The 20,873-nt window shown below is 65.6% G+C and carries 14 protein-coding genes; 11 read left to right on the forward strand and 3 right to left on the reverse strand.

Annotated elements, in window-relative coordinates:
* Position 1: 1 nt before the first annotated feature.
* The 10 genes from EO141_RS17015 (at position 2) to fhuE (ending at position 16,858) form a co-directional block, all read left to right on the forward strand.
* The gene (locus EO141_RS17015) at positions 2-1,969 is read left to right on the forward strand and encodes a type IV pilus secretin PilQ family protein (protein ID WP_119127489.1); all 1,968 of its coding nucleotides are present in this window, start codon (positions 2-4) and stop codon (positions 1,967-1,969) included.
* 236 nt (positions 1,970-2,205) lie between these two features.
* Positions 2,206-3,225 (forward strand): MoxR family ATPase, encoded by a 1,020-nt coding sequence (locus EO141_RS17020; RefSeq protein WP_127169754.1) that lies wholly within the window; start codon positions 2,206-2,208, stop codon positions 3,223-3,225.
* A 22-nt stretch (positions 3,226-3,247) separates the two neighbouring features.
* Complete coding sequence (locus EO141_RS17025; RefSeq protein WP_164739263.1) at positions 3,248-4,210, forward strand: DUF58 domain-containing protein; 963 nt, start codon at positions 3,248-3,250, stop codon at positions 4,208-4,210.
* 2 nt (positions 4,211-4,212) lie between these two features.
* Entirely contained in the window at positions 4,213-4,674 is a 462-nt protein-coding gene (locus EO141_RS17030; RefSeq protein ID WP_119131480.1) for a DUF4381 domain-containing protein, read from the forward strand.
* Positions 4,671-5,678 (forward strand): VWA domain-containing protein, encoded by a 1,008-nt coding sequence (locus EO141_RS17035; protein WP_104584793.1) that lies wholly within the window; start codon positions 4,671-4,673, stop codon positions 5,676-5,678. Before EO141_RS17030 ends, EO141_RS17035 begins: the two co-directional genes overlap by 4 nt.
* Complete coding sequence (locus EO141_RS17040) at positions 5,675-7,510, forward strand: tetratricopeptide repeat protein (RefSeq protein WP_164739264.1); 1,836 nt, start codon at positions 5,675-5,677, stop codon at positions 7,508-7,510. The genes EO141_RS17035 and EO141_RS17040 overlap by 4 nt, the downstream gene beginning before the upstream one ends.
* Positions 7,507-9,210, forward strand: a complete 1,704-nt coding sequence (locus EO141_RS17045; protein ID WP_127169757.1) for a BatD family protein — start codon at positions 7,507-7,509, stop codon at positions 9,208-9,210. The genes EO141_RS17040 and EO141_RS17045 overlap by 4 nt, the downstream gene beginning before the upstream one ends.
* 1,409 nt (positions 9,211-10,619) lie before the next feature.
* The gene (locus tag EO141_RS17055) at positions 10,620-11,900 is read left to right on the forward strand and encodes a dicarboxylate/amino acid:cation symporter (RefSeq protein WP_206514816.1); all 1,281 of its coding nucleotides are present in this window, start codon (positions 10,620-10,622) and stop codon (positions 11,898-11,900) included.
* Positions 11,901-12,140: 240 nt separating this feature from the next.
* Positions 12,141-14,141, forward strand: a complete 2,001-nt coding sequence (gene tkt, locus EO141_RS17060; protein WP_127169759.1) for a transketolase — start codon at positions 12,141-12,143, stop codon at positions 14,139-14,141.
* 524 nt (positions 14,142-14,665) lie between these two features.
* Positions 14,666-16,858 carry a ferric-rhodotorulic acid/ferric-coprogen receptor FhuE gene (gene fhuE, locus EO141_RS17065; RefSeq protein ID WP_127169760.1) on the forward strand — a complete coding sequence of 731 codons (2,193 nt, stop codon included), beginning with the start codon at positions 14,666-14,668 and terminating at the stop codon, positions 16,856-16,858.
* Positions 16,859-17,139: 281 nt separating this feature from the next.
* Here fhuE and EO141_RS17070 read toward each other — a convergent pair whose 3' ends face one another.
* Positions 17,140-18,117 (reverse strand): LysR family transcriptional regulator, encoded by a 978-nt coding sequence (locus EO141_RS17070; RefSeq protein WP_164739270.1) that lies wholly within the window; start codon positions 18,115-18,117, stop codon positions 17,140-17,142.
* A gap of 98 nt (positions 18,118-18,215) precedes the next feature.
* On the opposite strand from EO141_RS17070, the gene EO141_RS17075 reads away from it, so the two are divergent.
* The gene (locus EO141_RS17075; protein ID WP_127169761.1) at positions 18,216-18,977 is read left to right on the forward strand and encodes an SDR family oxidoreductase; all 762 of its coding nucleotides are present in this window, start codon (positions 18,216-18,218) and stop codon (positions 18,975-18,977) included.
* A 55-nt stretch (positions 18,978-19,032) separates the two neighbouring features.
* Here the strand turns inward: EO141_RS17075 and EO141_RS17080 are convergent, their stop codons facing one another.
* Both EO141_RS17080 and EO141_RS17085 read right to left on the reverse strand, forming a co-directional pair.
* The gene (locus EO141_RS17080) at positions 19,033-19,761 is read right to left on the reverse strand and encodes a M23 family metallopeptidase (RefSeq protein WP_127169762.1); all 729 of its coding nucleotides are present in this window, start codon (positions 19,759-19,761) and stop codon (positions 19,033-19,035) included.
* A 2-nt stretch (positions 19,762-19,763) separates the two neighbouring features.
* On the reverse strand, positions 19,764-20,687 hold the full coding sequence (locus EO141_RS17085; RefSeq protein ID WP_184650477.1) for a L,D-transpeptidase: 924 nt from the start codon (positions 20,685-20,687) through the stop codon (positions 19,764-19,766).
* Between the last annotated feature and the right edge of the window lie 186 nt (positions 20,688-20,873).

The raw sequence follows: 20,873 nt of genomic DNA on the forward strand, positions 1-20,873 counted from the left end.
GATGACGTTTTCCAATGCCCAGCGGCTGCGTCCGGTTCGACGCCACGTGGCACTTCGGGCCTGCGCGTTGGGGTTCGCGCTGGCGCTGGCGAGTGGTGGCGCGGTCGCGGCGGCGGCACTGAAGCAGCCCGCGCAGGATCCGGCCAAGACCGCTCCGGCGAGCCTGGCGGTGTCCAAGATCGATTTCAAACGGGGCGAGGATGGCACGGGTCGTCTGATCCTGCAGTTCGACGGCCAGGGCGCCAGCCCGGACCTGCGTACGCAGGGCGACAACGTGCTGGTCGACATCAGCAACGCGCGGTTGCCCGCCGAACTGCAGCGCCCGCTCAACGTCACCGACTTCGCAACGCCGGTGCAACGTGTCGAGGTCAAGCCGTCCGGCTCGGGTTCGCAGCTGGTGCTGTCGACCAAGGGCGCGTTCGATTCGCTGGCCTACCAGACCGGCAACGAATACGTGGTCGAAATCACTCCGCGCAAGGGCCAGCCCGCGGTCGGTGGCGTCAGCGCCGCAGCCGTCACCCAGGCCGCGGCGCAGATCGCCGCGCGCGGTTACAGCGGCCGCCCGGTGACGTTCAACTTCCAGGACGTGCCGGTACGCACCGTGCTGCAGCTGATCGCCGAGGAGTCCAACCTCAACATCGTCGCCTCCGACACCGTGCAGGGCAATGTCACCCTGCGGCTGATGAACGTGCCGTGGGACCAGGCGCTGGACATCGTGCTGCGCGCCAAGGGCCTGGACAAGCGCCGCGACGGCGGCGTGGTGTGGGTCGCCCCGCAGCCGGAGCTGGCCAAGTTCGAGCAGGACAAGGAAGACGCCCGCATCGCGATCGAGAATCGCGAGGATCTGATCACCGATTACGTGCAGATCAATTACCACAACGCGGCGGTGATCTTCAAGGCGCTGACGGAGGCCAAGGGGATTGGTGGCGGTGGTGGCGGTCAGGGCGGTGGTCAAGGTGGGCAAGGCGGCCAGCAGGACAACGGATTCCTGTCGCCTCGCGGTCGCCTGGTTGCCGATGAGCGCACCAACACGTTGATGATCAGCGATATTCCGAAGAAGGTCGCGCAGATGCGCGAGCTGATCTCGCATATCGATCGCCCCGTGGATCAGGTATTGATCGAAAGCCGCATCGTGATCGCGACCGATACATTTGCCCGTGACTTGGGGGCGCGCTTTGGTGTCTCCGGAGCAACTAGTCGGGGTATATTGAGTGGCTCGCTCGAGAGTAATGTCAATTACAGCAATACATTAAATCAACGTAATAATGAGCTTAATAATTCCCGGACGCCCGCTACGCCCAACGGTACGAGTAGCACGCTGCCAACTTTCTTGTTCCCGTCGGGGCTGAATATCGATCTTGGAGCTGGCGGCTTTACGAACAGTGGTGCGGCTGGGCTCGCCTATACCCTGCTTGGTTCCAACTTCAACCTGGATATCGAGCTGTCGGCGATGCAGGAAGAAGGCCGGGGCGAAGTCGTTTCCAATCCGCGCATCGTGACTGCCAATCAGCGTGAAGGCGTCATCAAGCAGGGCCGCGAGATCGGTTACGTCACAATCAGCGGCGCGGGTGTTGCAGGCGGTGGGTCACAGGCTAACGTCCAGTTCAAGGAGGTCTTGCTCGAGCTGAAAGTGACGCCGACCATTACCAACGACAATCGTGTCTTCCTCAATATGAACGTCAAGAAGGACGAAGTCGCCCGTTTCATTACCTTGCCGCAGTACGGCACCGTGCCGGAAATCAATCGTCGTGAAGTCAATACGGCGGTTCTGGTGGCAGATGGTGAAACGGTGGTGATCGGTGGCGTGTACGAATTTACTGATCGGGAAAGCGTTTCGAAGGTGCCGTTCCTGGGAGACATCCCGTTCCTGGGCAATCTGTTCAAGAAGCGCGGGCGTAGCAAGGAGAAAGCCGAGCTACTGGTCTTCGTAACTCCCAAGGTATTGCGGGTTGCAAACGCAGCGCGGTAAACGGGCTCGATACGATGGAGACAAGGGAGGCCGCGAAAGCGGCCTTCTTCCTTTTATCATGCGTGCTCCGGATCAAATGGGTGGAGAAACCCCGTCCCTCCCCAAATGGAAGGCTTGCGGAGTGCCGCAGGAGCCGGCCATCTGCGGTGTGCCCGGCAGCATGACCCTGGTCACTCACTGAACATCTTCCTGGCCTGCAGTGAACCAATCGCGCTCGAATCGGTCACACTGGGCCTATGAACGCACCGCCGCTCTTGCCCCCCGAAGCCGCTGCCGCGCCCGCCGAGGACCGGTTGCATCGTCAATTCACCTTGCTGCGCGAGTCGCTGACGCAGCGCATCGTGGGCCAGTCTGCGCTGGTCGAGCGCTTGCTGATCGCCTTGCTGGCCGATGGCCATTTGCTGGTCGAGGGCGCACCGGGTCTGGCCAAGACCACCGCGATCCGTGCGCTGGCCTCGCGGCTGGAAGCCGATTTTGCGCGGGTGCAGTTCACCCCAGATCTGCTGCCTTCTGATCTGACCGGCACCGAGATCTGGCGGCCGCAGGATAGCCGGTTCGAGTTCATGCCCGGGCCGATCTTCCATCCGATCCTGCTGGCCGACGAGATCAATCGAGCACCGGCCAAGGTGCAGTCGGCGCTGCTGGAAGCGATGGGCGAGCGCCAGGTTACCGTCGGGCGGCATACCTATGCGCTGCCGCAGCTGTTCCTGGTGATGGCAACGCAGAACCCGATCGAGCAGGAGGGCACCTTCCCGTTGCCCGAGGCGCAGCTGGATCGCTTCCTGATGCATGTCCGTATCGGCTATCCACAGGCCGATGCCGAGACCGAGATCCTGCGTCTGGCACGTGAAGCCGCGCGCGATACCCTGGAAAAGCACGAAACGGTGCCCGACAAGATCCCGCTGGAAGATGTCTTTGCCGCACGGCGTGTCGTGCTGGACGTGCATCTGGCTCCGCAGCTGGAGCGCTATCTGATCGAGATCGTGCTCGCGTCGCGCGATGCCCAGCGCTACGACCCGGCATTGGCGCGGCAGATCGCCTGGGGCGCGAGCCCGCGTGGGTCGATCGCGCTGGAGCGCTGCGCACGTGCGCGTGCATGGCTGGCCGGGCGCGACTACGTGACCCCGGACGATATCCGCGCAATCGCCCCGGACGTGCTGCGTCATCGCGTGCTGCCCAGCTACGAAGCCACTGCCGAAGGCTGGGATGGCGAACGCCTGGTCGCCGCCCTGCTGGAAAAGATTCCGCTGCCCTGATCGGGTAGCGTGTCGCCGAGGTATGCCGTCCTCTGACCAGAATCCGATGTCTTCGATGCCGTCTTCTTCCCCTGTCACCGCGCCGTCGTCGATCGCCGGCGATGGACTGCGGCCGACCCTGGCGGAGTTGATCGCGCTGCGCGGCACCACGATCCATCGCGGGCAGCCGGGGCGTGGCCGCCATGGACTGGCCGGGCCGGTGCCCGCGGCAACGCGCGGGCGCGGGATGGAATACGCCGAGTCGCGCGAGTACGTGGCGGGTGACGATGCGCGGCATATCGACTGGCGCGTCACTGCGCGTACCGGGCGTGCGCATACGAAATTGTTTCAGGCCGAGCGCGAACGCTTGAGTCTGATTGTGGCCGATACCTCGCCGGCACTCTTCTTCGGCACGCGGGTGCGCTACAAATCGGTGCAGGCCGCACGTGCCGGTGCGGTTGCGGCGTGGCTGGCGCAGCGGCAGGGCGACCGCATCGCCGCCCTGCGCGGCACTGCCAGCGAGGCGCCGATTGCGCCGCGCTCGGGGCAACGCGGCGTATTGCCGGTACTGGATGCCTTGGCGCGCTGGTATGCGCAGCCGCCGCCCGGCGACGCGGGCCTGGAGGTGGCACTGGACCATGCCGCGCGGCTGCTGCGCCCGGGCGCGCGGCTGACCGTGCTGGCCGACGCGCGCAGCGCCAGCAGGATTTCTGCCACGCGCTGGTCGGGGCTGGCCCTGCATCACGAGGTGGTGGTGATCGTTCTGGTCGACCCCCTGGAGCTGGCACCACCGGCCCGCGCACTGAGCTTCGATGTGCGCGGCGAGCGTATTGCGATCGATCTGTCCTCGCAGGCCGGACGGGCGCGTTGGCAGGCCGAATTCGTGGCGCCGCTGGAGCAGTTGACCTCGGTCTTGCAGGCACGCGGCGTGCGCCTGCATCGCCTGTCCACCGACGATGCCAGCGATGCCTGGCTGGGCGGCGGCGCTGCCGCGCGGAGCCTGTGACGATGGCACCGCAATCGCTGCCGCTGCGCGATGTCCATCTGCCGCCGTCACCGTCGTGGTGGCCGCTGGCGCCGGGCTGGTGGCTGGTGATTACGGCGGTGGTGCTGGTGCTTGGCACGGTCGGCTGGTGGTGGTGGCGCCGCCGTCAGCGGCAGCGTCTGTGGCTGGCGGCATTCGATGCCGAACTGCAGCGCGCAACAACTCCCGCACAGCGCCTGGCAGCGTTGTCGATATTGCTGCGTCGCGCAGCGCGCAGCGTCGATGCGCAGGCAGACCGCCTGCAGGGCGAGGCATGGCTGCAGTTTCTGGATGGGCGCAAAAGTAAGACGCGGGCCTTTTCGCAGGGACCGGGTCGCGCGCTGCTGGACGGTGGTTTTCAACGTACGCCGACGGTGATCGATCTGGATACGGTGCAGGCACTGGCACGGCAGCGCTTTCTGGGTTTGATGCGAGGCCGGCGATGAACTGGCTGCAGTGGTCGCAATGGCAGGATGCGCTGGCGCACTGCGCATGGCCGTGGGCATGGTGGTTGATGCCGCTGCCGTTGCTGATGTGGTTCTGGCCGCAGCGCCGCGCCGATACGGCGGCACTGCGCGTGCCTTACGCCGACCAATTGCAGGCGGTTGCGCAGGCTAAGAGTGCACCGGTGCTGCGGGTGCCGCGCTGGCTGGCGTGGCTGGGCTGGTTCTTCCTGTGCGCTGCGCTGGCGCGCCCGCAACAATTGGGCGATGTGATCCAGCCGCCGCGCGAGGCACGCCAGATGATGCTGGCGGTGGATCTGTCCGGCAGCATGAGCGAGCCGGACATGGTGCTCGGCGGCAAGGTGGTGGACCGCCTGACCGCCGCCAAGGCGGTGTTGTCGGACTTTCTGGATCGTCGCGACGGCGACCGGGTCGGTCTGCTGGTATTTGGTCAGCGGGCGTACGCGTTGACGCCGTTGACCGCCGACCTGACCTCCGTGCGCGACCAGCTGGCCGACAGCGTGGTGGGATTGGCCGGGCGCGAAACGGCGATCGGCGATGCGATCGCATTGTCGGTCAAACGGCTGCGCGAGCAGAAGCAGGGCCAGCGCGTGGTGGTGTTGCTCACCGATGGTGTCAACACCGCAGGCGTGCTCAATCCGCTCAAGGCCGCCGAGCTTGCCAAGGCCCAGGGCGTGCGGGTGCATACGATTGCCTTTGGCGGCAATGGCGGCTATTCGTTGTTCGGTGTGCCGATTCCGGCCACGGGCAATGACGATATCGACGAAGACGGCTTGCGCAAGATCGCCGCGCAAACCGGTGGGCGCTTCTTCCGTGCGCGCGATACCGAAGAGCTGGCCGGCATCTATGCCGAGCTGGATCGGCTGGAACCGGTCAAGGCGCTTGGTCCGTCGGTGCAGCCGCGCGTGGAACGTTACTACTGGCCGTTGGGCGCTGCGATCATGATTGCGCTGCTGGCCTACGTGTTGCCGCGGAGATGGCGATGAACGCGCTGACCGAACTGGCTGGCTGGCTGCAGTCGCTGCATCTGTTGCGCCCGCGTCTGCTCTGGGCGCTGCTGGCGATCGTGCCGGCGGCGGTGCTGTGGCAGCTGCGTCGACGCGATGCCGATGTCTGGCGGCAAAGTGTGGATGCACACCTGCTGCCGACCCTGCTGGTGTCCGGCAGTCGGCGTGGATGGCTGGGATTCGTGCTGGCTGCGCTGACCTATACGCTGGCGGTGCTGGCGATGACCGGGCCGAGCTGGCGGCAGACCGAGCGGCCGGTGTATCACTCCAGCATGCCGTTGGTGGTGGCGCTGGACCTGTCGTCCAGCATCACTGCCAACGATCTGCCGCCCTCGCGCCTGCTGCAGGCGCGTGCCAAGTTGGCCACGTTGTTGCGCAAGCGGGCCGGTGGCGAAGTCGCACTGCTGGTCTATGCGGGCGAGAGCTTCACCGTTGCACCGTTGACCGATGACACGGCCAACGTGGCGTTGTTCCTGGATGCGCTGTCGCCATCGGTGATGCCGGTGGACGGCAAGCGCGCCGATGCGGCAATCGATGCGGCCACGCAGTTGCTGCTGCAGGCCGGCTTCAAGCAAGGCGAGATCCTGCTGGTCAGCGACAGTGCCGACCGTGCGGCTTCGAGTTCTGCACGGCTGGCGCGCTCGCGTGGATTCAGCGTGTCCGCGCTCGGCGTGGGGAGCGAGCGCGGCGCCGCCTATCGCACCATGACCGGTGAGATTGCGCAGACACGGCTGGATGAGGGCAGCCTGCGCGACCTTGCCGGGCAGGGCGGTGGTCGCTATGCGCGTATCACTGCCGACGATGCGGACCTGCGTGCGCTGGGCGTGCTCGATCCGGCGCAACAGCCGCTGGCCGATGAAACCGCCGAATCCACTGGCGGCAAGACCTGGCTGGATGAAGGTTACTGGCTGCTGCTGCCGGTGATGCTGCTGACACTGCTGGCGTTCCGGCGGCGTGCGGTTGTGGCGGTCCTGGCCCTGGTGTGCGTGTTGCCGCTGGCCCAGCCCGCGCATGCTGCCGACGGCACCTTGTGGCAACGCGCCGACCAGGTGCAGCAGCAACGCCTGGATGCCGGCGTGCAGGCCTATCGCAAGGGCGATTTCGCCGCAGCACAAAAAGCATTCGAGGAGGTGCCCACCGATGAGGGGCTGTACAACCTCGGCAATGCGCTGGCCAGGCAGGGCCAGTACGACGAAGCGATTGCGGCTTACGATCGCGCGCTCAAGCAACACCCGGATCAGCCCGACGCCATCGCCAATCGTGCGGCGGTGGATGCGGCGCGCAAGCGTCAGCAGCAGAACAACAAGGATGGGAAAGACCAGGACGGCAAGGGCCAGTCCAAGGACCAGAAGCAGGCCGACAAGAACAGCGCCGGCCAGAATCAGTCCGGGCAGAACGCGCAGGACGACCCGACGCCTGGCCAGGACGGGCAAGGCAAGCAGGATGGCAAGGACCAGCCGTCTGCGCAGACGCCGCAGGACGCAGCCTCGCAGAACCAGCAGTCCAAAAACGGCCAGGGCGAGCAGAGCAAGCAGGACGCGGCGCCACAATCGGCCGACTCCAAGGCGCAGCAGCAGGCCGACGCCGCGCAGCGGCAAAAGATGCAGCAGGCGATGGCGCAGGCCGGTGACAAGAGCGCCGATGCAGACGGCAAGCAGGCCGCCGCAGCGGCGGCGGACGAGACGCCGGAGCAACGCGAACAGCGCCAGGCGGTGGATGCCTGGCTGCGGCGGGTGCCGGATGATCCGGGCAGTTTGTTGCGCACCAAATTCAGGCTGGAACACGAACGCAGGCAACGGGACGGACGATGATCGGCACACACCATTTGCGTCGCGCGGCGATCGGCATGTTGACCTGCGTGATGCTGCTCACCTGTGCACCGGTGGGTGCCGTCACGCGCGCGTGGCTGGACCGCGACAGCGCCAATGCCGGCGACGTGGTGATGTTGAACATAGAAACCGATCAACGCGGTGTCGATCCGGATTACACGCCCTTGCGCAACGATTTCACCCTGGGGGCCAAGAGCGCCAACCAGCAGATGCAGGTGACCAATGGGTCGGTGACGGTGCGCGCGCTGTTCGGTGTGGTGCTGACGCCGCGCAAGAGCGGCGAGCTGATCGTGCCGGCGATCCGCGTCGGTAACGAGCGCACCGAACCGTTGCGGTTGCAGGTGGGTGCTTCGGCAAGCGATGCCGGCAGCAGCGCGCCCGGCGCAGCAGCTGCGGCGCAAGGCAATGAGGATGCGTTTGTCCAGACGCAGGTGGACGATCCGCAGCCCTATGTGCAGCAAAGTGTGGGCGTGGTGGTGCGGCTGTATTTCGCCACGCAGCTGGCGTCCGGCGAGCTGGATCTGGAAGCGCCCGATGGTGCATCGCTGCAGCGCATCGGCGATGACGTCAGTTCGGTCAAGGTGCTCAACAATCGCCAATACAACGTGGTCGAACGACGTTACCTACTGGTGCCCGAGCGCAGCGGTCGCCTGGTGTTGCCGTCGGCGCGCTTCAACGGTCGTTCGGTCGGGGGCTTCTTCGACGATTACTTCGGTCGCGGCAATGGCGAGCTGAGCGCGCGTAGCGCCAGCATCCCGCTGCAGGTCCGTGCACAACCGGCCAATGCGCCGCAGCCGTGGTTGCCGTTGCGCAGCCTGCAGCTGCGGTATACGACCACGCCGCAGCGCGCCACCGCCGGCGAAGCGGCGCAGATCGTGGTGGAGGCCAGCGCGCGCGGCGCCACCCAGGCGCAGTTCCCGGAGTTGCCGACTCCGAGCGTGCCCGACGCGCAGGTGTTCGCCGAGCCGGCGCAGTACGAAGAACGCTTCGTGGATGGCTCGCCGCAGCTGCGGCTGACCCGCCGCTATTCGATCGTGCCCAACCGCGCCGGTCCGCTGGTGGTGCCCGGCTTGCAGGTGGCATGGTGGGATGTGGGCGCGGCGGCGGCCAAGACGGCCTCGCTGCCGGATCTGACGCTGGATGCGGCGCCCGCGCCAGCAGCCAGTCCGTCGCCGGGTAACCCGGCGACCACGCCTGCGGCCAGCACGCTGAGCCTGCAGCAACCGGCGGCCACGCAACGGCCGTGGGGCTGGATCGCTGCGGCGATGGGCTTTGCGCTGCTGTGGATTGCCACCCTGGTGTGGGCCTTGTCACGGCGTCGCGGCGGTGCGCACGGCGCGCCGGTGCTCAATGCCGGCGATGCAGCTGCGCCCGGCCGGCGTGTGACCCACGGTGTGGCCGAATTGCGACGCGCGCTCGACACCGGCGGCATGGACGATGTGGCCGCGGTGCTATGTGGCATGGCCGGCGTTTCCGACATCGACAGCGTGCTGGCCGCGTTGAGCGACCCGGCGCAGCGCGCGGCGGTGGCGCAGATGCAGCGCGCCCGCTGGGGCGGCGATGGTGACGTGAGCAGTGCACGTTCGGCATTGCGCGAGGCCTTCGCCAAGGGGCCGCGTTGGCGGCACGCCACCGCTGCGGAGCCGGAGGTATTGGCGCCGCTGTATCCGCCGGCGCCTTGATCGGTGTCGCTGCATTGGCAGCGGTGGACAGGTCCTGGATAGCCAGCGTGCTGCGCCTCGTTTTGACGCGCTGACTGCGGGTGCAGCTGGTTCTTTAAGCTGTGCTACTTAAAGAAAGGCGGTTTTCAAGGCAAGGCGTTTGGTCTGCGGCGTGGCTGCAGGGCCCTTGCCCGCCTACCATCGCGGGACACGCCGCAAGTACGTCCTTGTAGGCTCTTACGCGGCATCCATGCCGCGTAAGGTCCCGCGACGGTAGGCGGGCAATGACCAGTTCAGATGGTCGGTGTGCGCAGTTACAAGCAGGGCATGGCGTGCGTTGTTCGAATCACGTTGCGTCCGATCAGCTCCCCGCGCAAGCCGAGCGAAACGCTTTCAATAAAGCGGCCGGCTAACTTCCTGGTGCGGTGCCCTCGCCGGTTGCGGGACCGTGTGGTGGCATGGATGCCGCCACCGGGCCCCAGGGACGGGTTCACGGCGTGTCCCGCAAGCGGTGAGGGCACCGCGCCCTCGACGCTGCGAGTTGGCTGCGGGGCCCTTGCCCGCCCACCATCGCAGGACACGCCGCAAGTACGTCCATGTAGGCTCTTATGCGGCATCCATGCCGCGTAAGGTCCCGCGACGGTGGGCGGGCAAGGACCTGTCGAGTTGGTCGGTGTGCATGGAAGAGCGGTGCTGGATGCACCTCGTTCGACGTGAAGCGTCGACGCCACGTCCGATGCTTGCCGCATGACAGACAGCTTTTTAGATGAGCCCCGACCAATTGTCTGGTGCGGTGCCCTCGCCGCTTGCGGGACCGTGTGGCGGCATGGATGCCGCCACCGAGCCCTTGACGCTGCGAGTTGGCTGCGGGGCCATTGCCCGCCCACCATCGCGGGACACGCCGCAAGTACGTCCTTGTAGGCTCTTACGCGGCATCCATGCCGCGTAAGGTCCCGCGACGGTGGGCGCGCAATGATCAGTTCAGATGGTCGGTGTGCGCAGTTACAAGCAGGGCATGGCGTGCGTTGTTCGAATCACGTTGCGTCCGATCAGCTCCCCGCGCAAGCCGAGCGAAACGCTTTCAATAAAGCAGCCGACTAACTTCCTGGTGCGGTGAGGGCACCGCGGCCTCGATTCACCGGGCTTTTGATTCACGCATCCTGGCGCGACTAGATGACGCCCTGGGTCGATGGATTCGTTGCTTTACGCGTCGCGTCCCGATGAGGCCTGGGCACTGCGGACAGAGTACTTGCAGCGCGGCTGATCCGCGGGCTGGTCGCAGGGGCCTCGCCCGCTCCAACGGCTGCATCACCCGATGTCGTGAGGAATACCTACCCTCGGGCGGGCGCATGGCGGCCGGCCGGGTAGGTGGCCGCGTCGATGGCGTTTGTTAAGCTCCGGGGCTTGTGTCCAGATCAAGGCCTGACCAGATGACTGCATCCCCCGCCGCGCGCCGCCCGGGCCTGCCCCTGCATTGGAAGATGGGCATTGGCTTCGCCGTCGGTCTGCTGCTGGGTCTGGCGGTCTACTACCTGGCCGGCAGCGATGCCGATTGGGTGCGTATGGTGACCAGGTACGTCACCACTCCGTTCTCGCAGATCTTCCTCAATCTGATCTTCATGCTGATCGTGCCGTTGCTGTTTTCGGCATTGGTGATGGGCATTTCCGAAATGGGCGACATCCGCGCGCTCGGGCGGGTGGGGTGGCGCACCCTGGGTTACACCATCGTGCTGTCCGGCGTGGCGGTGTTGCTGGGGCTGGTGTTGGTCAATGTGCTCAAGCCTGGCGCGGGCGTGGATCCGCAACTGGCCAACCAGTTGATCCAGCAGAACGCCGAGCGCACCCGCGAAATCATCTCCAGCTCCGGCACCCAGCCGCAGGGCATGGACATGCTGTTGTCGATCGTGCCCAGCAACGTGATCGCTGCGGCGTCCAGCAACGGTGCGATCCTGTCGCTGATGTTCTTTGCGGTGATGTTCGGCGTGGGCATGGTGCTGACCGCCGATGAAAAAGTGTCCACGCTCAAGCGCGGCATCGAAGGCATCTTCGAAATCTCGATGACCCTGATCGGCCTGGTGATCCGGCTGGCGCCGTATGCGGTGGCCTGTTTCATGTTCAACCTGGCCGCGCTGTTCGGCTTCGATCTGTTGATCCGTCTGGGCGCTTACGTGGGCGTGGTGGTGCTGGCGCTGGGCCTGCACATGGTGGTCAGCTACGGGCTGGCGGTGAAGTTCGCCGGGCGCTCGCCGATCGGCTTCTTCCGGCAGACCCAGGAGGCCACGATGATGGCGTTCTCCACCGCCTCCAGCAACGCCACCCTGCCGACCGCCCTGCGCGTGGCCGACGAGATGGGCCTGCCGCCGCGGGTGTCGCGCTTCGTGCTGACCGTGGGCGCGACCGCCAACCAGAACGGCACCGCCTTGTTCGAAGGGGTGACGGTGATCTTCCTGGCGCAGTTCTTCAACGTGGACTTGAGCCTGGGCCAGCAGTTCATGGTGATGCTGGTGTGCATCCTGGGCGGCATCGGCACCGCTGGCGTACCCTCCGGCTCGCTGCCGGTGGTGGCGTTGATCTGCGCGATGGTCGGGGTCAACCCGGTCGGCATCGGCATGATCCTGGGCGTCAATCACTTCCTGGACATGTGCCGGACGGCGTTGAACGTGACCGGCGATCTGGCGCTGACGACCCTGGTCGCCAAGGGCGAGGAATAGGGAATTGGGAATCGGGAATGGGTAAAGCGGGCTGTTGCGATCGGTACGTGTAATGGGATGTCATGCCACACCGGGGGCAAGAGTTGCGGTGCGAGCAGCGATAGCGGCCAACCTGCAACACTGCATCCGATTCCCCATTCCCAATTCTCCATTCCCGACTCCCCATCCCCCTAACGCGCTCTGTGGGAGAATAAGCGTCTCCGCTTCCAGCGGTGTTCCCCTCCGCTTCCATAGACGCCCATGACCCAGCCCACCCGCCGCCAGCTGGCCAACGCCATCCGTTTTCTCGCCGCCGATGCGGTCGAAGCCGCCAAATCCGGCCATCCCGGCATGCCGATGGGCATGGCCGATATTGCCGAAGTGCTGTGGAACGATTTCTTCCGGCACAACCCGAACAACCCGCAGTGGTTCAACCGCGACCGTTTCGTGCTGTCCAACGGCCACGGCTCGATGCTGCAGTACGCGCTGCTGCACCTGTCCGGCTACGACCTGCCGATCGAGCAGCTCAAGCAGTTCCGCCAGCTGCACAGCAAGACCGCTGGCCATCCCGAGCGCAGCGAAACCCCTGGGGTGGAGACCACCACCGGCCCGCTCGGGCAGGGCTTTGCCAATGCGGTCGGGTTTGCGCTGGCCGAGAAGTTGCTGGCGCAGCGCTACAACCGCCCGGAGCTGGAAATCGTCGACCACCGCACCTGGGTGTTCATGGGCGATGGCTGCATGATGGAAGGCATTTCCCACGAAGCCGCCTCGCTGGCCGGCACCTGGGGCCTGGGTAAGCTGGTCGCGTTCTGGGACAACAACCAGATCTCCATCGACGGCAACACCGCCGGCTGGTTCAGCGACAACACCCCGGAGCGTTTCGAGGCCTATGGCTGGCATGTGATCCGCGATGTGGACGGACATGACGCCGAGAAGATCAAGGGCGCCATCGAGACTGCGCTGGACAATACCGACAAGCCCACGCTGATCTGCTGCCGCACCAAGATCGGCTTCGGTGCGCCGAGCAAGGCCGGCAAGGAATCCTCGCATGGCGCACCGCTGGGCAAGGAAGAACTCGAGGGCGCACGCAAGGCGCTGGAATGGCCGTACGGCCCGTTCGAGATTCCCGAGGAGATCTATGCTGGCTGGCGCGCCAACGGCACCGGCACCCTGCGTCAGGCCGAGTGGGAGCAGCTGTTCGACAAGTACGGCAAGCAGTATGCGGCAGAAGCTGCCGAGCTGACCCGCCGCTCGCATGCCGAGCTGCCGGCCGACTTCATTGCCCAGGCCGATGCCTATATCGCCAAGGCGCAGCAGGACGGCCAGACCATCGCCTCGCGCAAGGCCTCGCAGCTGGCGATCGAAGCGTTTGCGCCGTTGCTGCCGGAACTGATCGGCGGCTCGGCCGATCTGGCGCATTCCAACCTGACCTTGTGGAAGGCCAGCAAGTCGGTGGCTACCGATGACCCGAATGCCAACTACGTCTACTACGGCGTGCGCGAGTTCGGCATGACCGCCATTGCCAATGGCCTGGCGCTGCACGGCGGCTTCATTCCGTTCGACGCCACCTTCCTGGTGTTCAGCGATTACGCCCGCAACGGCGTGCGCATGAGTGCGCTGAATCCGGCCCACGCCATCCATGTGTACACGCACGACTCGATCGGCCTGGGCGAAGACGGCCCGACCCATCAGCCGGTGGAACACCTGGCCTCGCTGCGCTACATCCCCAACAACGATGTGTGGCGCCCGGGCGATGCGGTGGAATCGGCGGTGAGCTGGAAGGCCGCCATCACCCGCAAGGACGGCCCGAGCTGCCTGGTGTTCAGCCGCCAGAACCTGCAGCACCAGCCGCGCAGCGACGCGCAGCTCAAGCTGATCGAACGCGGTGGCTATGTGCTGGCCGAGGCCGAAGGCGGCGTGCCGGACGTGATCCTGATCGCCACCGGGTCGGAAGTCGGGTTGGCGGTGGAAGCCAAGCAGACCCTGGACGCGGCCGGCCTGAAGACGCGCGTGGTGTCGATGCCGTCGACCGATGTGTTTGATCGCCAGGATGCGGCCTATCGCGAGTCGGTGCTGCCGAATGCGGTGCGCAAGCGCGTGGCGGTGGAAGCGGGCGTGACCGGTTTCTGGCGCAAGTACGTGGGCCTGGATGGCGACGTGGTCGGCATCGATACCTTCGGCGCCTCGGCACCGGCGGATCAGCTGTACGCGTACTTCAAGATCACCGCCGAGCATGTGGTTGCGGCGGCCAAGGCGCTGTAAGGCCTTGCGTATTGCCTGAAGAAAGCCGGCGAAAGCCGGCTTTTTTTGTGGGGCTCGTGCGCGAAGGGGGGCATCGTGCAACGGACCCATTGCACGCGTCAGTGCGCGTCGTCGGCCAGCGCTGATGCGCGATCCTTGTCAGCGCCTGTAACTGCGCATCCCGCATCGGCGGATTGGGATCGTGCCCGATGCGTGGTAACACGAGGTTGCCTGGTCTGGGCAGACAGTCCATCGAAACAGGTCGTGTTGCTCTCCTTCGGGACGGCCGGATCCGGTCTGCGCTGGTGGATCGCTATGGCGATGGCGGACGGCGGGGATGCAGATCGATCTGCGGGTCCCACAGCCAGGTAGCGCTCGCTTGTGTCAAGCGAATGCTAAAAAAATGTCAATCCGGCTGTTTAAAATGTGAATCATTCCCATTAAAATGGCGCGCTGCCGGTGGTCCGGCACAGCGTTCCTCCCCCCTGTTGCCGGCGCGGCGTCTTCGCAGCGCGTGGTCTGACCTGTCTGCGTTGGAGTCCCCGATGATCCGTAGTACCGAATTGCGTCTTGCTTCCGTGGGCGCGCGTCGCCATGTCCTGCCGCGCGCGCTGCTGGCCGCGCTGTGCACCATGGCCGCCGGCCAGGTGCTGGCCGAGACGCCTGCTGCCGCCCCCGATGCCGAGGTCACCACGCTGGACCGGCTGATCGTGCAGGGGGAACAGGCCAAGGGCTACACGGTGGAGAAGACCACCGCCGGCACGCGCATGGACCTGTCGTTGCGGGAGATTCCGCAGTCGGTGACCGTGATCACCCGCGACCGCATGGACGACCAGAACCTGCAGAGCATCACCGACGTGCTCAACAACGTCACCGGCATCTCGGTGGCGCAGAGCGACAGCGAGCGGCTGGAGTTCTACGCACGCGGCTTCTACATCGACAACTACCAGTTCGACGGCATCCCGGCCTACATGGAGCAGGCCTGGAGCTACGGTGACTCGGCGCTGGACGTGGCGCTGTACGACCGCGTCGAAGTGGTGCGTGGCGCCACCGGCCTGCTCACCGGCTCGGGCAATCCGTCGGCCTCGATCAACCTGGTGCGCAAGCATGCGCTCAGTCGCGACTTCACCGGCACCGTGTCGGTGGGTGGCGGCGATTTCAACAAGACCCGCAGCGTGGCCGATGTCACCGTGCCGCTCAGCCCCAGCGGCAACGTGCGCGCACGGGTGATCGGCGTGTACCAGGACGGCGAGTCGGACATGGACCGCTACAACCTGCGCAAGAAGATCGGCTCGGCCATCATCGACGCCGACCTCACCGACAGCACCTTGCTGAGCGTGGGTTACGAGTACCAGAAGAAGGAATCGGACGATGTCACCTGGGGCGGCTTCCCGCTGTTCTACAGCGATGGCACCCGCACGAGCTACGATCGTTCGTTCAACCCGGCAGCCGACTGGACGTTCTGGGACACGCGCCTGCAGCGCACCTTCGCCAGCCTGCAGCAGAGCTTCGACAACGGTTGGACCATCAAGGCCAATCTGAGCCACGAGAAGACCGAAGCGGCCAATCACCTGTTCTATCCGTTCTATACGATCTTCGGGTTCGACCGTGCCACCGGCGGCGGCGTGGTGCCGTACTCGGGCAACTACCTGACCGAGCGCAAGGCCGATGGTGCCGATGTCTATGCCGAAGGCCCGTTCCAGCTGTTCGGCCGCGAGCATCAGCTGGTCGCCGGCGCCAGCTACAACCGCCGCGAGTACGTCAATAACGGCACCTTCGATTTCCCGGCGGCACTTGACAGCTACTTCGGCTGGACCGGCGCGTACCCGGAACCCAACTGGAGCCCACGCACGGTGCAGAGCGACGGCACCATCAAGCAGAAGGCCGCCTATGTGGCTGCACGCTTCTCGCTGGCAGATCCGCTGACGCTGCTGGTGGGTGCGCGCTATACCGATTGGCAGATCGATGGCCGCAACTTCGATTCGATCACGCAACGCCTGGTGCCGTTTTCCGACACACAGACTGAAGTCACCCCGTACGCCGGCTTGGTCTACGATATCAACGACGTGTGGTCGACCTACGTCAGCTACACCGAAATCTTCAATCCGCAGACCCTGCGCGATGCCAATGGCGGCTACCTGGATCCGTTGAGCGGCAAGGGCTACGAGGCCGGCGTCAAGGCCGCGTGGTTCGACGACAGGCTCAATGCCTCGCTGGCGGTGTTCCGCATCGAGCAGGACAACCTGGGCGTGGCCACCGGCGGCTTCGTGCCCGGTAGCAGTGAATCGGCGTATCAGGCCGCCAACGGCGTGGTCAGCGAAGGCTTCGATTTCGAGGTGTCCGGGCGGGTGACCGAGAGCTGGAACACCACCTTCGGCGCCTCGCACTACACCGCCCGCGATGACAACGGCACCTCGATCAACACGCATCTGCCGCGCACCACCCTCAAGCTGTTCAACAGCTACACCCCGCAGGGTGCGTGGAGCGATCTGACCGTGGGCGGCGGCGTCAGCTGGCAGAACCGCTCGTACTACGTGGACCCGGCCTACGGCACCTTCCAGCAAGGCGCCTACGCACTGGTCAGCGCCTTCGCGCGCTACCGTCTGTCGCCGCAATTCTCGGTGCAGCTCAACGTCGACAACCTGCTCGACAAGCGCTACTACGCGCAGTTCAACGGTGGCTATGGCGCATGGGGCGCATCGCGCAACGGCATGCTGACCTTCAACTACACGTTCTGATCGCTGACCAGGCCGGGCGCGCTTTCAGCGCCTGGCCTGCCACTGCAACGATGCAGGCACCTCGCAACAGGTGCCTGTTTTCTTGTCTGTAGCCTGCAGGCCGATCCTCGGTCTGTTGCGCGTATTGCACTGCCTGCGCTGCATGCAGGGATTGGTGTGCTTCAGTGGAATCGATCTGGTGCGCAAGGCGCTGATGGCCTGTCCCGCCAGCGTCGGCGTGCTGCAGGGCCGCTTCCACACGCGTATGCGCGCCGACGTGCCGCAATCGCATCCACGGCGGGCTAGGGCTGCAACGGCTCCAGATGCGGCGCCATCACCTCTGCAACCCAGTCCATGAACGCACGCGCGCGTTGCGGCAGGTGGCGACGCTGCGCGTAGAGCAGCGTGACCGGCATCGGTTCCGATGCAAGGTCGGCAAGCACTTCGATCAGTGCGCCGCTGTCCAGATACGGACGCAGCGGGCTGGCCGGCGCCTGGATGATGCCCAGGCCCGCCAATGCCGCAGCGAGATAGGCATCGCCGTTGTTGACCGTGACCGGCCCGCACATCGGCAGCAGCTGGTAGGCGTGTCCGTCGTGGTACTCGAAGCCGGGCGAGCGCTGGCCCAGCGTCGGCACGTAATGCACCAGGTCGTGGCGTGCCAGATCGTCCAGGCGCTGCGGCATGCCCCGTCGTGCGAGGTAGCCGGCACTGGCGCAGCTAATGATGCGGAACGCACCGAGCGGCCGTGCGACCAGGTTGGTGTCTTCGAGCGTGCCTACGCGCACCACGCAATCGAAGCCTTCGCGCACCACATCCACACGCCGGTCGGTGCCGCTGATTTCCACTTCCAGCTGCGGGTGCTGCGCCAGGAACCCGGGCAATGCGGGAATCACGAATGTGCGCGCGATGCCGGAGGACATATCCACCCGCAGGCGCCCACGCAGCTGGCTGCGTTCGCGCTGAAACATGCTCTGCAACTCCTCCATGTCGTCGAGCAGGTCGCGGCTGCGCTGGTAGAACGCGGTGCCGTCGCCGGTGAGTTGCACGCGACGCGTCGTGCGATGCAGGAGTTGCGTGCCGAGCGAGGCTTCGAGCCGCTGTACGGCGGTGGAGACGCTGGCTTTGGGTAGCCCCAGCGTGTCGGCGGCACGCGTAAAGCTGCCGAGCTCGGCAACGCGCAGGAAGGCGCGCAGCGACTCCAGGGTGTCCATCGATTGGTCGAGGTTCTTGAACGGTGCAATCAGGTTGGACTGATTTATGCGGTGCGGCAAGCGCAATAGTCTTGGCACGGTCAGGCGCTGTCACGCCCGTCTCGCGATCACGGCTGGTTTGTTGATCGCTCCACATCGCATGCAACACGCACCGGAGTCCATCCATGTCGACCACCACACCGATCACCCTGATTACCGGCGGCAGCCGCGGCCTGGGCCGCAATGCCGCGCTTGCGCTCGCTGCAGACGGCAGCGATATCGTGCTGACCTACCGCAGCCAGGCAGATGAGGCGGCTGCGGTGGTCGCGCAGATCCACCAGCTCGGCCGCCGCGCGCAGGCACTACCGCTGGATGTTGCCGACACCGCGTCGTTTGCGGCATTCGCCGCGCAGTTGAAGCAGGTGCTGGCCGGTTGGGATCGCACGCAGTTCGATGCGCTGGTCAACAACGCGGGCACCGGGCTGCACGCGGCCATCGCCGACACCAAGCCGGCGCAGTTCGACGCACTGGTCAACCTCCATCTCAAGGGGCCGTATTTCCTGACCCAGGCGCTGTTGCCGCTGATCGCCGATGGCGGACGCATCCTCAATGTGTCCAGTGGCCTGGCACGCTTCGCGCTGCCCGGTGCATCGGCTTACGCGATGATGAAAGGCGGCGTGGAAGTGTTCACCCGTTATCTGGCCAAGGAACTGGGGGCGCGCGGCATTCGCGCCAATACGCTGGCGCCGGGTGCGATCGAAACGGACTTCAACGGCGGGACCGTACGCGATAACGCACAGGTCAACGCGATGGTGTCGTCGGTCACGGCGCTGGGACGGCCAGGACTGCCGGACGATATCGGGCCGGTGGTTGCTGCGTTACTTGCGCCGGGGACGGGGTGGATCAATGCGCAGCGCATCGAGGTATCGGGCGGGATGTTGATCTAAATGCGAAGGCCTGCGCATCACGCGCAGGCCTCTGACTGCATCGCCACGTCGTGCATCACTGCAGGGGTTGATCGCCATGCAACACGGGATAGGGATTCAAGACCTCTCCCTTCCACCATTGTTTTTCCGGTCCCAGGCGATGGATCTCGAAGTGCAGATGCGGCGCGGCAGGATCGGCATTGCCGGTGCTGCCGACGTAGCCGATGATCTGGCCGCGCTTGATCGACTGCTTTTCCGCCAGACCGTCGGCATAGCGCTCCAGGTGCGCATAGTAGTAGCAGTACGTCCCGGCCGGGTCGAATTGATAAATGGTCAGGCCGCCGCGTTCGCTGTTGAACAGTTTCTCGACCGTACCGTCTGCCACCGCAATCACCGGCGTGCCGGTCGGCGCAAGAATGTCGATGGCATCGTGCACGCGGCCTTCGCTGCGTGCGTCGGTAAACGTATTCTGCAGCTGGCCGCTGCTGATGCCTTGCACCGGAATCAGCAGGCCGCTACCTGCACTTGCAGCGTCAGGCGAGGGCGCGGATGCCGCCACGGCTGGCGCGTCTGCGGCACCTGCCGTTCCGGTAGAGGGCGACGTGGCAACGTCCGGTGTAGCGGCAGCCGGTGCAGTAGCGGAGGATGCCGCTACACCAGCGCTTGCCGTTTGGGCCTGCGCTGCCACCGCAGACGCAGTGGCAGAAGTGGGTGCCACCGCCGCCTGCGGCGCCTCGCGTTCCAGCCACCAATAACCGGCCGCACCGAGCAACACGCCCACCACCAGCATCATCAGCAGTTTCATGCTTACTCCTGCATCACCACCGGCATGGACGGGCCAACCACGCTGGCCAGGTTGACCACGTCCCAGTTGGTCAGGCGCACGCAGCCATGCGATTCGGTCTTGCCGACATGGCCCGGTTCCGGCGTGCCATGCAGGCCGTAATGCGGTTTGGACAGATCGATCCACACGCGGCCAACCGGATTGTTCGGGCCGGAGGGCAGGGTGGCCTTCTGGTCGCCCTTCTTCGCGTCCCAGAACAGCTTGGGGTTGTACTTGAACACCGGATCGCGCGCGACGCCCAGCACCTTCCAGCGGCCGATCGGCAGCGGATCGTGCTTGCTGCCTGAAGACACCGGGAACTGCGCATACACCTTGCCGTCGGCATCGAACAGGCGCAGCGTCGATTCGGACTTGTCGACCACCAGCTTGGCCGGCTTGGCCAACGGCGGGACACCGTCGATGTTCGGCACCTGGATCACGCCGCCGGCCTTGTTCAAGTCCACGCCGGGGTTGAGTTGGCGCAGCAGCTCCGGCGCGGCATGGAACCGTTCGCCCAGCGCCTCGTCCACAGAGGTATAGCCCAGTGACGTCAGCTTGGCCTGTTCGGCCGGTCCCTTCGGAATCGGCTGGAACGGTCCGGCCACATCGGCATCGGTGAGCGTGTATTGCACCAGCGCCGGCGTGCTGTCGGCCTGCAAGGCCTGCCAGGTGGCGTCATCCAGCTCGCCGGTCACCTTGATCTTGTGTGCAGCCTGAAATCCCGACACGGCGCGCTGTTGATTGGAGCCACGCTCGCCATCGATCTGTCCCGGCGAGAAATGCGCACGATCCAGCAACACCTGCGCATGCAGGTCCGAGCGCGGACCAGTCGGCACGACGGTCGCAGCGGGCGTTGCTGCCGGGGCAGGTGCGGCGGCGGGCTGCGGCGCTTGCGCCAGTGCGGACAGGGAGGTGCCCAGAGCGAGGGCGAGCAAGCAGGTGCGAGCGTGGATGCGTGGTGGCATGAGCAGGTCCAAAAGAGGCATGCGCGCACCTTGCCCGAGCCGCCTGCGTGGTCTGTGTGAAATGGCTGCACCGGGACTGACTGACGACGCAGTTCCGATGCGAAGCGTGCGTGGATATCTGTGATTTCT

Source organism: Xanthomonas sp. BRIP62415 (genome assembly GCF_003993515.1).
Lineage (GTDB): Bacteria > Pseudomonadota > Gammaproteobacteria > Xanthomonadales > Xanthomonadaceae > Xanthomonas > Xanthomonas euroxanthea.

Bases quoted from the DNA above. Each gene is read 5' to 3' on its own strand.
- EO141_RS17015 (WP_119127489.1), top strand. From the start codon at position 2: ATGACGTTTTCCAATGCCCAGCGGCTGCGTCCGGTTCGACGCCACGTG.
- EO141_RS17020 (WP_127169754.1), top strand. From the start codon at position 2,206: ATGAACGCACCGCCGCTCTTGCCCCCCGAAGCCGCTGCCGCGCCCGCC.
- EO141_RS17025 (WP_164739263.1), top strand. From the start codon at position 3,248: ATGCCGTCCTCTGACCAGAATCCGATGTCTTCGATGCCGTCTTCTTCC.
- EO141_RS17030 (WP_119131480.1), top strand. From the start codon at position 4,213: ATGGCACCGCAATCGCTGCCGCTGCGCGATGTCCATCTGCCGCCGTCA.
- EO141_RS17035 (WP_104584793.1), top strand. From the start codon at position 4,671: ATGAACTGGCTGCAGTGGTCGCAATGGCAGGATGCGCTGGCGCACTGC.
- EO141_RS17040 (WP_164739264.1), top strand. From the start codon at position 5,675: ATGAACGCGCTGACCGAACTGGCTGGCTGGCTGCAGTCGCTGCATCTG.
- EO141_RS17045 (WP_127169757.1), top strand. From the start codon at position 7,507: ATGATCGGCACACACCATTTGCGTCGCGCGGCGATCGGCATGTTGACC.
- EO141_RS17055 (WP_206514816.1), top strand. From the start codon at position 10,620: ATGACTGCATCCCCCGCCGCGCGCCGCCCGGGCCTGCCCCTGCATTGG.
- tkt (WP_127169759.1), top strand. From the start codon at position 12,141: ATGACCCAGCCCACCCGCCGCCAGCTGGCCAACGCCATCCGTTTTCTC.
- fhuE (WP_127169760.1), top strand. From the start codon at position 14,666: ATGATCCGTAGTACCGAATTGCGTCTTGCTTCCGTGGGCGCGCGTCGC.
- EO141_RS17075 (WP_127169761.1), top strand. From the start codon at position 18,216: ATGTCGACCACCACACCGATCACCCTGATTACCGGCGGCAGCCGCGGC.
- EO141_RS17080 (WP_127169762.1), bottom strand. From the start codon at position 19,761: ATGAAACTGCTGATGATGCTGGTGGTGGGCGTGTTGCTCGGTGCGGCC.